Source organism: Actinosynnema sp. NPDC050801, from assembly GCF_040673975.1.
Classification (GTDB): domain Bacteria; phylum Actinomycetota; class Actinomycetes; order Mycobacteriales; family Pseudonocardiaceae; genus Actinosynnema.
Genome location: NZ_JBFAQZ010000049.1, coordinates 1 through 11,776 on the forward strand (window position 1 = coordinate 1; position 11,776 = coordinate 11,776).

12 protein-coding genes and 1 pseudogene are annotated in these 11,776 nt (G+C 68.7%); 4 read left to right on the top strand and 9 right to left on the bottom strand.

Going from position 1 to position 11,776, the window contains the following annotated elements; all coding sequences use genetic code 11:
- Nucleotides 1-75 precede the first annotated feature (75 nt).
- On the bottom strand, nucleotides 76-231 hold the full coding sequence (locus AB0K14_RS40610) for a hypothetical protein (RefSeq protein ID WP_360466334.1): 156 nt from the start codon (nucleotides 229-231) through the stop codon (nucleotides 76-78).
- Nucleotides 232-268: 37 nt separating this feature from the next.
- Nucleotides 269-1,081 carry a helix-turn-helix transcriptional regulator gene (locus AB0K14_RS40615; RefSeq protein ID WP_360466337.1) on the bottom strand — a complete coding sequence of 271 codons (813 nt, stop codon included), beginning with the start codon at nucleotides 1,079-1,081 and terminating at the stop codon, nucleotides 269-271.
- A 275-nt stretch (nucleotides 1,082-1,356) separates the two neighbouring features.
- Here AB0K14_RS40615 and AB0K14_RS40620 point away from each other — a divergent pair, with 275 nt between their 5' ends.
- On the top strand, nucleotides 1,357-2,019 hold the full coding sequence (locus tag AB0K14_RS40620; RefSeq protein WP_360466340.1) for an HAD-IA family hydrolase: 663 nt from the start codon (nucleotides 1,357-1,359) through the stop codon (nucleotides 2,017-2,019).
- Between the two features lies 1 nt (nucleotide 2,020).
- Here AB0K14_RS40620 and AB0K14_RS40625 read toward each other — a convergent pair whose 3' ends face one another.
- From AB0K14_RS40625 to AB0K14_RS40645, 5 genes are all read right to left on the bottom strand, one after another.
- Nucleotides 2,021-3,289, bottom strand: a complete 1,269-nt coding sequence (locus AB0K14_RS40625; protein ID WP_360466343.1) for a hypothetical protein — start codon at nucleotides 3,287-3,289, stop codon at nucleotides 2,021-2,023.
- A gap of 134 nt (nucleotides 3,290-3,423) precedes the next feature.
- A complete protein-coding gene (locus tag AB0K14_RS40630) occupies nucleotides 3,424-4,008 on the bottom strand; it encodes a helix-turn-helix transcriptional regulator (RefSeq protein ID WP_360466346.1) in 585 nt (194 codons plus the stop codon).
- A 164-nt stretch (nucleotides 4,009-4,172) separates the two neighbouring features.
- The gene (locus tag AB0K14_RS40635; protein WP_360466349.1) at nucleotides 4,173-4,580 is read right to left on the bottom strand and encodes a hypothetical protein; all 408 of its coding nucleotides are present in this window, start codon (nucleotides 4,578-4,580) and stop codon (nucleotides 4,173-4,175) included.
- Nucleotides 4,581-4,674: 94 nt separating this feature from the next.
- Nucleotides 4,675-4,971, bottom strand: a complete 297-nt coding sequence (locus AB0K14_RS40640; RefSeq protein ID WP_360466352.1) for a hypothetical protein — start codon at nucleotides 4,969-4,971, stop codon at nucleotides 4,675-4,677.
- Between the two features lie 298 nt (nucleotides 4,972-5,269).
- Nucleotides 5,270-5,554: a zinc finger protein gene (locus AB0K14_RS40645; RefSeq protein ID WP_360466354.1), complete on the bottom strand. Its 285-nt coding sequence runs from the start codon at nucleotides 5,552-5,554 to the stop codon at nucleotides 5,270-5,272.
- A 295-nt stretch (nucleotides 5,555-5,849) separates the two neighbouring features.
- Between AB0K14_RS40645 and AB0K14_RS40650 the strand changes: the two genes are divergently transcribed.
- A complete protein-coding gene (locus AB0K14_RS40650; RefSeq protein WP_360466356.1) occupies nucleotides 5,850-6,734 on the top strand; it encodes a helix-turn-helix transcriptional regulator in 885 nt (294 codons plus the stop codon).
- The gene (locus tag AB0K14_RS40655) at nucleotides 6,731-6,937 is read left to right on the top strand and encodes a DUF397 domain-containing protein (protein WP_360466359.1); all 207 of its coding nucleotides are present in this window, start codon (nucleotides 6,731-6,733) and stop codon (nucleotides 6,935-6,937) included. Before AB0K14_RS40650 ends, AB0K14_RS40655 begins: the two co-directional genes overlap by 4 nt.
- A gap of 18 nt (nucleotides 6,938-6,955) precedes the next feature.
- Here the strand turns inward: AB0K14_RS40655 and AB0K14_RS40660 are convergent.
- A pseudogene (locus AB0K14_RS40660) lies at nucleotides 6,956-7,408 on the bottom strand (hypothetical protein); the annotation flags it as partial.
- Nucleotides 7,409-7,939: 531 nt separating this feature from the next.
- Between AB0K14_RS40660 and AB0K14_RS40665 the strand changes: the two are divergent.
- Nucleotides 7,940-9,007 carry a LacI family DNA-binding transcriptional regulator gene (locus AB0K14_RS40665; RefSeq protein ID WP_360466362.1) on the top strand — a complete coding sequence of 356 codons (1,068 nt, stop codon included), beginning with the start codon at nucleotides 7,940-7,942 and terminating at the stop codon, nucleotides 9,005-9,007.
- Nucleotides 9,008-9,435: 428 nt separating this feature from the next.
- On the opposite strand, the gene AB0K14_RS40670 is transcribed toward AB0K14_RS40665, so the two are convergent.
- Nucleotides 9,436-10,353 carry a glycoside hydrolase family 43 protein gene (locus AB0K14_RS40670; protein ID WP_360466365.1) on the bottom strand — a complete coding sequence of 306 codons (918 nt, stop codon included), beginning with the start codon at nucleotides 10,351-10,353 and terminating at the stop codon, nucleotides 9,436-9,438.
- Nucleotides 10,354-11,776 lie beyond the last annotated feature (1,423 nt).

Here is an 11,776-nt window from a genome sequence, read left to right on the forward strand (position 1 = left end):
CCCGCTGACGCACCTCGACCGAGTGCCGTGACGTTCCTGCCATGACTCCATCCTCCACACGCAATGGAGTCCCCATCAAAGCCGGGGCGGTTCACCCGACAGCACTCGGCTCAAGGTGGAGCGGTTGAGGCCCATCGCTTGTGCTGCGGTGTAGCGGGAGTGATAGCCCGCCAGTCTGGTGGCTTTGTCGAAGGTGTCGACCCGTAGTTTCACGGTGTAGGACGTGTTCATCCGTTCTCCAACGCCTGCCCGGGAGGCTGCGCGTTCGTCAGCGTGTTTCGCGGTCGTAGACGTCAGCCCAGCGGGCGAACACGTCGTGGGATTCGGTGCGGGACAGAGCGAGCGAGGCAAGGCGGCGCATTTTGGCCTGGTACCGGGTGACGGCGTGAGGCTCTTCGTGGAACACGGCCGCGGTGTCGGTTTCGGTGTAGGCCAAGGGTGTGTTCGGGTGCTTGAAGGTCAGGAGTGTGGCCGGGTTCCTGACGGCGGGGTGGAACGGCGCGGACATCGGGATGAGGCGCGGGGTGGACCGTGTCCATCCGCACATGAGGGTGAGGTGCAGCAGTTGGTCCCGCATGAGCGCCGGGCCGCCGACCGCGACACGCAACGCGGCTTCATGGATGTACAGGGTCGTCTCCGCCCGGCCGTCCGCCGCGTTCTGCCTGGTGATCCTGGTCCGGGCGAGTGCCCAGTTGCCGGTCAGGGCGTGGGCGTAGTCCTCGGTCTGGGCGAGGCTGGGAACGGTGAGGGGTTCGTAGGCGGTGATGGTCACCGCGAGCTGTTCGTGCAGGGACAAGGCGACCAGCGTGTCGGGGATCTGGTCGTAGGGGCGGAGGAAGCCGCCGGTGTCGGGTTCGGCGAGGATGGCCAGGATGTGGTCGCGGGTGGGCTTGTCGGCACCCAGCCGGCCGATCAGCGTGGCGATGTCCCACGCGCCCGCTCCGCGATTGCCGGTCTCCAGCTTGCTGAGCTTGGCCAGCGACCAGCCCAGGGCTTCGGCGGTGTCCGCGGACGACCTCCCGGTCCGATGGCGGATTCGGCGCAGTTCCTCGCCGAGTTCACGGCTGCGGGCAGTGCTCAACCGGGGAGGCGCCTTTGTCTCGTCGGCGTCCGCCGAACTTTCCTGAGGGCCGGGTGTGGTGCGAGTGCTCACGTATCCTCCCGTTCGGCGAAGCGATCACAACGGGACCAGTCGACCATCGTGAACATGTCCGGGGTACCGGCCGGGAACCCGCCATCGCCCCTCCACCAGCCCTCCGGTTCCCCCGATCCGGGCACGTCCAGGGCCTGCCGGGTGATGCGTGCGCGCCGTCGGGCACGATGCGGGTACTGGGAAGCCGTGAGGGAGGATGTCAGGTGGCGAAGATCGAAGCGGTCTTCTTCGACGTGGGCGAGATCCTGGTCGACGAGACCCGCGAGTACGGGACGTGGGCGGACTGGCTCGGCGTTCCCCGCCACACCTTCTCCGCCGTCTTCGGCGCGATCATCGCGCAGGGCAAGGACTACCGCGAGACGTTCCAGGTGTTCAAGCCCGGGTTCAACCTCGCCGAGGAGCGTGAGCGCCGTGCCGCGGCCGGGCAACCGGAGAGCTTCGGCGAGGAGAACCTCTACCCAGACGCGCGGTCCTGCTTTCAACAGCTCCGCGAGGCGGGGCTACGCGTCGGCCTGGCCGGGAACCAGACCAGCCGGGCGGAGCGCATCCTCAAGGCGTTGGACCTGCCGGTCGACGTGATCGGCACGTCGGACGGGTGGGGCGTGGAGAAGCCGACGCCGGCCTTCTTCGACCGCGTCGTGCACGAGGCCAGCGTGCCCGCGGGATCGGTGCTCTACGTCGGTGACCGGTTGGACAACGACATCCGGCCCGCACAGGAGGCGGGTATCGCCACCGCGTTGATCCGCCGTGGGCCGTGGGGGCACATTTTGCGCGTGCCGGACGTGGAGGACCGCTGCCTGTTCACGCTGGACGGCCTGGCAGGGCTTCCCGCGCGCGTGGCCGAGTACAACGCCCGGGCAGTCTGAGTCACACCGTGGTCAGCGCGCGGACCCGCTCGTCCAACTCGACGGCGTACGGGGTGTGGCGCAACGACTGCCGGACGGCGGGGACGCGCTTGAGGGCGGTGGCGTAGTAGGCGCGACCGAGCACGTCACACGCCTGTCCGGCCGTGGCGAACGCCTGATCGGCATCGCCGGGTGCCTGGGCGGCGGCGAGGTCGAACAGCAGCACGGCCCGTTGCCTCTCAGCGCCGACGGCCAAACCGTCCAGGGCTTCCCGGAGCCGGTCGGCGGCAGCGTGGTGCCGGCCGGCCAGGAGCAGGGTGTTGCCGGCGAACCCGGCGAGCCGGGAGGCGTCGAAGAAGTCCAGCCGCACCGGGTCGGTGCCGCCGGTGCCCAGTGCGTCCTCGGCAGATCGGATCCTGGCCACGCTCGCCTGGATCTGTCCCGTGCGCGCGGAGATCTCGCCGTCGACGCAGTGCAGCCACGACCGCAGCAGCGGCCCGGCGTCGTAGCGCGCGTGTCCGTGAGCCGCCTCCAGGAAGACACGCGCGGGCTGTTCCCGCTGTGTGAAGCCGGGAACGAACGCTCGGTGCGCCAGCACCGCCACTGCCATGCTGTGGTCCCGCGACACCTCGGCTGCCTCCTGCGCCAACTGGAAGAACGCCTCCGCGAGGTCGTCCTGCGCGAGGTCGAAGAACGCCAGCCGCGCGGCCAGGAGCGCGCCTTCGGCCACCGCGGCACCGAGCAGCGGCAGCAGCGCGTCGGTGGCGAACGCGCCCTTCATCATCGACTCGCCGAGCCGTGCTTGGGCGATCACCGACGGCAGCAGGTCGCCTGCGGGGCTGGTCCAGTAGAGGTCACGGTGGGACGCGGTGATCGCGCGGTAGGCGTCGACAGCGTGACGGTCCAGCTTCGTGCGCTGCGGACCGGCCAACGCATTGACGTCGTCCGGGAGCGGCATCCCATGCGCGAGCAGGGGTGTCACACCCACGCCGAGGAGCCCTTTCAAGAACAGCTTCCGCCCGAACTCGCCCTCGGCACCGAACAGCATCGACGTCACCTTCCTCACGACGGTCTCGACGAAATCGTCCCGCATGATCCCGTGTGGTGTGGCGGGCGACGCCGGGCGCAGCGCGAGTTCGCCCGGCGACAGCAAGCCCAGCTCGTCGGCGGCCATCCCGAACACCAGCACCAAGTGTTTGCGGTACCGCGGCTCCGGTGTGCGGTCACCGGACTCCCACCGTCGCACGACCTCGTCGTCCAGGCCGGGAACGGCCTCGCCGGCAGCGCGCATGCTGCGCCTGATCTGCCCGGCGAGTTCGTCGCGACTCCAACCCCGCTGCAGACGCTGCCAGGTCAGGCGCGTGTTCGGCGGGTGTTTGGGCGGCGAACTGCGGCGCACGCCCATCCTCTCCGGCTCCATCCGGGCTAGGCGGAATTCGCGGTGCCGGTGAAGTCGGTGAGGTCCTCGAACAGCGTGTACGCCGCCAGCAGGTGCTGCTCCTCGTCGGTGAAGTGCGCGGCGTGCAGGTACGCGTAGAGGACAATGGCCGGGCCGTCGGGCAGGCGGAAGCGGGTGAGCGGGTGGTGCTCGATGCCGGGATATACGCCGCCGCCGTGTCGGATCACGCGGATGGTCACTTCGCGGCGGTCGAGGACGGCGTCCTCCAGGACGTAGGCGGTGCAGCGGTCCTTGTCGAGCGGTTCGAGGGTCGGGTGGATGCCGAGCGGCGCGAAGATGTCGATCCGTTCCGCGGTTTGGCACAGCGTGGTGATCACACCTTTCGCCAGGGTGCCCCACGGGCACCACACCGCGGGCTCGGGCCTGAACTCGGCCGTGCCGCGGACACCGCTCTCCAGGTGCCGCACGGTGTCGGTTTCCTGGTCGGTGAGTGCGGCCAGCTCGGCGACCGTGAGGCCTGCGGCCTGGCGGACGCGGCGCAGTTCGGCGCCGAGCAGGCGGCTCCTCAGCGTGGGCGTCATGGTCGGTGGCTGGCCGTTGTGCCTGGTCATGTCGACGTCCTTCGTGCGTTCGAACGGTGTAGGGCGGGGTGGGGCGGCAGGGTTCGGGGAAGTCCCTGCCGCCCCGGCGACCGGTTTGGTTCGGCGCTCAGCGCGGCGCCCACGGGCGCGGGGTGGGTGGATGCGCGAGCGGCGTGCGAACCGAGCCGGCTGGATCAGGATGTGGAGGCCGGGGCGGACGGACCGCTTCCCGGCGTCCGACATCGCAGGAAGCGCGACCAGGTACCGCCTAGTCCTCGGGAGTTCACGAGCCGGTGCCGCGGCTGATGGGTGACGGCATCGTCGCGGGCGAGCTGGAACTCCAGCAGCACCCGACACGGCACCGGGACCCGGCGCCACCACCGCCCGCTCCGGCATTGCCGGCAATGGCCGTTCTCGTCGGGAACGTGCAGCGCGAGTAGAGCTTGCAGTCCGGCGATCAAGCCGGGCAGTTCACCGCGCGTCACCACGGCGACGGTGTGATCGTCACCGCCGAGCACGACATCGCACATCGCATCCAGGTCGGCCCACAACCGCTCGCGGAGCGCGGCGAACACGACGTTGTTGTTGCTCGCCACCATCACGACCGCCCTCCATACGCCGCAAGCGGCGCCTCGGCGGCGACCGGATGACTCCCGACGCCGGCACGACAGATCGGCCAGGTTCCCGCGTTGGCTGTCATCGGCTGTTCCCTTCTCCAACGGGTTGCCACGAGTCGACCTTCTGCGGGCCTTGGTCGTCGGTCGGCCATAGCGAGGGCCAGCACTGGACGCACCACGCCCAGTTGGGGTCGGGTCGCTCGGTGGGTATGGACACCGCGCCGCACACCGCCATCCAGAAGGTGAGCCCTTCGTGGCAGATCGTGCGGGCGTCGTCGTCCAGCCGGTGGACCAGATCGCGGAAGAGTCCGGCGGCGATGTCATCGTCTACGCCGTTGTAAAGGATCGCGTCGGGTTCCTCGGCCACCGCGATCACCCGACGTCCTCGACCGGGTTGTCGGTGGGCAGGTCACCGGTGGCCAGCACGATCACGTCGGACGTCGACATCATCCGCGACTGGCCGGTTCTGTCGATCAAAACCGGGAACGAGCACGACGTCCAGCAACCCTCATACGGCTGGACCGAGCCCAGATACCCGCCGCGCATCAGCACACGCGTCCCTGGCCTCGGTCGGCCGCCCGTGCCTGTCTCGTGGTTGTCCCACCACTGCGACGCGCCACCACCCACAACCGCCCCAAGATCATGGCGAAGGCTCGGTGATCGGTCCGCCGCCATCACGCGCGACCCCGTTGCGATGCCTGGTGCGTTGCGCCGGAGCGGGTGTTGTCCGCCGCCTTGCGAGGCCAGGGGAACAACGGGATACCTTCGTGTTCACGCCATGCGTCGTCGCAGTTCGGACATGTGGGCCAGCAGCCGTCGGGACAGCGTGGCGGTGGGTCGTGCGGCACCCTGACGGCCACTCCGCACAACGTCTGGCCGTCGTCGTTGGCCGCCATGCAGTCCGGGATCGCGTGTCGACGTCCCTCATAGGGCAGCCACCGGAACGGTCGGGTGCCCATCAGGACCGACCCGGGAGCGGATCGGGGCAGAGGCTCGCAGTCACTGTCGCTCGGCCTTGACCGAGGTGAGAGGTGACAGCGAGGAGATCGGTAGCCGGGGTGATCGTCACCGTCAGCCTCCTGGTTACGCTTTGTCCTTTGTTGGTCACGGCGCGCAGCACTAGGGTCGGGCGCAACTTGCGGATTCCGCAAGTGCGGAAGTAGCAAGTTGCTTGTTCTTCACCCGGTCGGGCTACGTGCTGCGGTCGAGTGGCGGCCGTAGGGTGCTGTTCCAGAAGTCGGAGGAAGGGTCAGCGTGGCCACGGAGAACGTCCCGCCCAACGTGCGCAAGCGGCTGGCGGCCAGGCTCAAAGAGCTGCGCGGCGACCGTCGCCAGGAGGATGTCGTTCGCGCGCTCCAGGGTGTCCCGGGCAGCGGCAAGTGGTCGGTCACCAAGCTGAGCAGGATGGAGAACGACCAAGCCCGCGTACAACCCGACGTGGTCGAAGACCTTCTGGCGATCTACGAGCACGACGACCCCGAGGAACTGGCGAGGCTCAAGCTGTGGGCGAGGGCCGCCCGCGACAAGGGCTACTGGCACAGGGCCCGACGCGGCCTACCGGACAACATGGCCGACTTCGGCGAGTACGAGGCGCGGGCGAGCGTTCAACGCGTCTGGGAGCCGCTGCTGGTGCCCGGCCTCTGTCAGTCGGAGGGATACGCCCGCGCGGTGATCGCCGGTATCGAGCCGAGCATCGAGCACGAAGAGCTGGAACGGCGCGTCGCCGCACGGATGGCTCGGCAAGCGGTTCTCACGCGGGAAGACCCGCAAGAACTCTGGGTATTGCTCGACGAGCGCGTCCTCCGCGCGCGGATCGGCTCGATCGACGTGCGTGTTGAGCAGCTCCGTCGTCTGGCTGAACTGGCGTCTCGGAGCAACGTGACGCTGCAGGTGGTGGGAGCCGATGCCGGCGCCCACCCAGGCCTGTCCGGGTGGTTCACGATCTTCGAGTTCTCCGACGACACGGCGGACGTCGGCTACACCGACGGCCCTGGTGGGAGCCTGTATCTCGAAGACTCCGAGGACGTGCGGCGCTGTACCCTGATGTTCGGGCACCTGCTCGGAATCGCCCTCACCCCAGCCGACTCGATCGCGCTGATCGGCGAGGTGATTGACCAGTTGGAGCGTGGGACTCAGTGATCGAAGACGCGGCTTTGTGGCGCAAGAGCAGCCGAAGTGGTGGCAGCAACGGCGGTGGCGGGTCGAACTGCGTCGAGGTTGCCTTCGTCGAGGACTCGGTCGGGTTCCGCGACTCGAAGCGCCCTGAGGTCGACATCGCGTTCGGCACTGCCGCTTTCAGCACGTTCGTCGCCGCGGCGAAGCGCGGCGGCTTCGAGCAGTAGCTCCTACGAGCCGAGCAGTCAGTCTCCGATATCGCCTACGTAGACCTTTCCGCCGAGACCGATGACCTGCTGCTGGAGTTCCCGGTTGTGGGCCAGCATGTTCGCGAGGGTGTTCGCGTCGTCCGGTGGTGCGGTCCGGAGCAGGGCGAACAGGAACGCGGTCGGGGTGTCGGGAAGCTGGAACCGCGGCGTGGTGATGCCATCCCGAGGTACGGGGTAGAGCAGCACGAGGCCGGTGTCGCCGATGTCCTTGGCTGTCAGGTTGGCCAGGGTCTCGGTCACGATGTGCTCGGCGGTGTGGTCCGGCAGGAACAGGTTGATCCAGGGGTGGGGGTGCTGCCACGCGCCGAGCGTGCGCAGCAGGGCCACGTCCTCGGCCAGACGGTTCTGAAAGCCGTGGTAGGTGAAGTCGGTGATCTCCAGGGCATCGCGCTGATCGCGCAGCCCTGCCAGCAGACGCTCCTCGGACGGCTCGGTAGCTGACGCCGTCGATGTGAGCGGCCCACGTCCCGTCGACCGACTTGACCTGACCTTCCAGGTGGTGGAAGCGGCCTTCGGTCATCAGGGTGTGCTGGTCGGCCAGGAAGGTGCCGATGTCGTCGTAACGCAGGCGGTAGAGGCGGGCGTGGGTGTGTGCGGCGAACAGGCGCAGTGTGGCGCGCACGATGACGCCGTGGCGGCCTCGTCCGGCCCGGAGCGCGTCGAACAGCTCCGGGCGGTGCGTCGGCGAGCACGTGACGGGTGTGCCGTCGGGCGTGACGGCGTCGAGTTCGATGACGTTATGTCGCGCTCGAGAAGAGGGCGTACAGCCGGAGCCCCGTAACCCCGTCATCCGGGTGGTAACTTTCGTCGACGTGCTCGAAACATGAAATGATCGGGCGGTGGTCCTGCGACCTGTCGGCGGAGCCAGCAGGTCGAGGCAGCGGAGACGGCCGTGGCGCGCGCGACCTATCCTGGCGACGCGCCTGGCCGGGTCCGGCGCGTCAGCGAGAGGAGTGGGGCTTGTCGCACGTCGAGGCGGGTGAGCCGGTCGTGGTCGAAGGCCGTCCGGGCGATGACTCGTTCAGGCCGGTCACGATCTCCTACATCGCCGAGACGGCCGGGGTGTCGGTGCCGACGGTGTCCAAGGTGCTCAACGGGCGGGCGGGCGTGTCGCCCGACACCCGTGCGCGGGTCGAGGCGCTCATCGACGCCTACGGCTACCGGAAGTCGAGTGCGCCGAGCCGCAGCAAGCAGATGGACCTGGTGTTCGACGAGCTCGAGGACATGTGGGGTGTCGAGATCATCCGCGGTGTGCAGCGGGCGGCGCGCAAGCACGGGGTGGGGGTCGTGCTGTCGGAGTTCGGCCCGCAGGGCAACGCGATCCGCTACTGGATCGACGACGCGCTCGACCGCCGTCCCGCCTGTGTCGTCATGGTCGCGAAACTGTCGCAAGAGGAGCGTGACAGGCTGCGGGCCAAGGGTATCCCGTTCGTGGTGTTCGACCCCTCGGTCGAGTTGCCCGACGACGTTCCGTTCGTCGGCGCGACGAACTGGACGGGTGGCCGGATGGCCGCTCGTCACCTGATCGGCCTGGGTCACCGTCGCATCGCGATGGTCGCCGGTCCGGACGACGCGCTGTTCTGCCGTGCCCGATTCGACGGCTACCGCTCCGCTCTGGAGGCTGCGGGACTCCCGGTCGACCCCACGCTCGTGGTGCGCGCGGAGCTAACTGTGGAGGCTGGTCGCGTCGCGGCCCGCGAGCTGTTGACCCGGCCCGACCGCCCGACCGCGGTCTTCGCGAACGACGACCTCCAGGCGGTGGGTGTCTACAAGGCGGCGAGGGAAGCGGGGCTGCGGATTCCGGCGGATTTGAGCGTGGTGGGCTTCGACGACCTGCCGGTGGCCACGATGGTGGATCCCCCGCTGACCACGGTCCACCAGCCGTTGGTGGAGATGGCGATGGCCGCCACCGAACTGGCGCTCGCCCTCGGCCGCGGCGAGCAGCCGCCGCAGGTGGGACTGGAACTGGCGACCACTTTCACCGTCCGGGAGAGCACCGCGCCACCCTCCGGCGTCCGAGAAGACTGACGCCGAGCGGTAGGGATGGGTCGAGTGTCATCTCGTGGCGCCGCGGTGCGCGCCGTCGTCGACTGGTTCGTAGTCGAACCAGTCGAAGTGCACGGTTCCCTGAGTGGCGTACATGCCGATGACCCGGCCGGTGCGTCCATCCACCTCGGGGGATAGGTCGCGTCCGTCCAGGAAGCAAGTTCGACGAGGGCGCCGCCCGGTTCGACCGGCACGGCGCCGATCGCCGAGCGCAGGGCCCGATGCGCGCGTAGGCATTCACCTTCGCCCTCGCTCGCGTCGATGGTGGTGCGAGCCCGGAACGACAGGTGCTGCTGACTGCTGCCGACGAAGGCGACGCCGAGTTCGTCCAGGGAACTGCCGTGCGCGTGGAGCGTGAGCCGGCTGGGCCGGGTGCTGGTGGTGCACGCGGATTCGGGCCGATGACGCGGTCAGTTCCAGTGCGGGTGCAGGTCGGACTCGTCGAAGTCGTCCGTGATGGGCTCGACGTCGGTGTGGCGTGGCGGTGTGGCCGGTCCGGCCGAGGGCTCGCCGACGACCGGCCACCCGTCGACCCAGTGCACCGGCGCCAGGAACGTCTCCCGGCCCAGTCCGTGCCGGCCGGGCGTTCCCCCTTGTGACCGCATGCCGAGGAACACCATCCACCACGCCCCATCGGGCGCCTGCACGAGGTCGCCGTGACCGGCGTGCCGCACCGGGTGCTCCGGGCCGCGGTCGGTCAGGATCGGGTTGTCCGGGCAGGGCTCGAACGGCCCGTTGACCGTGGGACCCCGCGCGATCGAGATCGCGTGCGACCGCTCGGTGCCGACCTCCGCGACCGTCAAGTACCAGTGCTCCCCGATCCGGTAGAGGTGGGGCGCTACGGGGAATTCAGGGCCTGGTGAGCCCGACCAGAGCTTGGTGGGCGTGCCCAGGATCCGGCCCGTGGCCGGATCGATGCGGACCTGCTCCACACCGGCGTAGGTGCACCAGCAGTTGCCGTCCTCGTCCCAGACCAGGTCGGGGTCGATGCCGGGCACGCCGGGCAGCGGTGTCGGGGCGGACCAGGGACCGGCTGGGTCCTCGGCGCTGACCAGCACGTTGCCGCCGCCTTGGGCGCGGGTCGCGACCAGCCAGAACCTGCCGTCGTAGTGGCGCAGCGTCGGCGCGTAGATCCCGCCGGCGGACACCGCGCCCGCGGGCGGCCGGTCCGGCACGGTGCCGATCCGGACCCAGTCGGTCAGGTCGCGGCTGTGGAAGATCGGCACGCCGGGGAAGTGCTCGAACCTGGAGGAGACGAGGTAGTAGTCCTTACCCACCCGGCAGACGGACGGATCGGGGTAAGACCTCGTGATGATCGGCTCGTTCATCTCACCGTTCTTCTGCCGGCCGGCGACGCCAAAAGTTTCTGCCATATAGAGAGAAACTTTCTACTGACGGCAGAGTACGGCCGAGCTCAGGCGAGGTCAACGGACTCGGCGGAGGTCTCGTGCCGTCGTTCACTCCAGGGGCACCCACCCCATCACGCGCCACCACGGGTCGGCGTGCGCCGCCCCATACGGCGGGATGAGAACCGGCCTGCAGCAAGGGGGAAGTCCTTGAGGGTGGAAGCGTCGCGCCCACCACGCTCACGCTCATCGAGTCGCCACCACCGGCTTGACGGCGCGCATCAGATCGTCCAGTCGCACGGGGAGTGGTTGGACAGCTGGCCGAATGGGGTTTCGGGCGCAGGGCGGACGCTAAATATGTTAGCGCTAACTTTAGCTCTCAGGCGGTTGCGTTGGCGCGGTGTTGGGTGCTCTGAGTGGCTCAACTGCGCTTTGGGAGCGCTCCCTGAAACGGCTACGCCGTTCAGGCTAATCGAAGAAAGTTTCTAGAAAGTATCTTGTGAACGTAAACACGGGCCTGCCACACTTCTGCTCGGCACGGCCAGGCGTACTTCGAGCGCCGGCGCCGTGCCCGGAAGCCACGCCGCCGCGTGGATGCCGTGTGAGGGCGTCCAGGGTGAAGCCGACAGCGAGGTCGGTGCCGCGCCCGGTTTGGTCGACGCATGTTGTCGGCCAGGATCCGGGAGCCGTGTGTCGACTCGCTCTCGACCGTTGATCGGATTCGAGGAGCGGATATGGCAGTGAGCAGGTTCCGTGCGATGGCGCGGAGCGCGTCGATCGATCGCCTGTCTGGTAGTGGCGTTGCACGGTGCACCCGTCGTGCTGGTTCTGCCCGTGTTATCGAGCCGATTCGACAGGGCTAAAAAGTTAGCAGCAGCAGTGGAACCACGACGAATCCTCTCCTTGGTCGAACCGGTTCGATACCTCCCCGTTCGGAGTTCTCATGGTGCAACAGCGAACTGCCCTCTCCGTCCCTGCCCGCCCGGGGTGCGCGTCCCAACAGTTCGGTCGCAACGAGCCGCAAGACCTGTGGTCTGCCGACAGACCCGTGGAACGAAGTGTCCGACATCGTCGGCCGGTGCCCACTGCCCGGCGACCCGGTGGCCGATGTGGCGGCGGACGCCACGTCGGGCGCGGTGCGCGGGAATCGCGCACCAGCGGCCGTGCCGGATCAACGCGCGTTGCGCGTCCGCTCACTCGACACGTCGAACGGCGAGTTCGCGCGTCAGGTGCCGGATTCCGCGGTGAATCGTTCGCCGGTGTGCTCGGCCGCTACAGCGGTCGGACCAAAGCCGTAGGAGAGGAGGGTGGGCGATGGCCGGTCGGCCCGTTCGCGTAGCCGTGGTCGGTCTGGGTTTCGGTGCCGAGTTCGTCCCGATCTACCAACGTCATCCGCAGGCCGAGC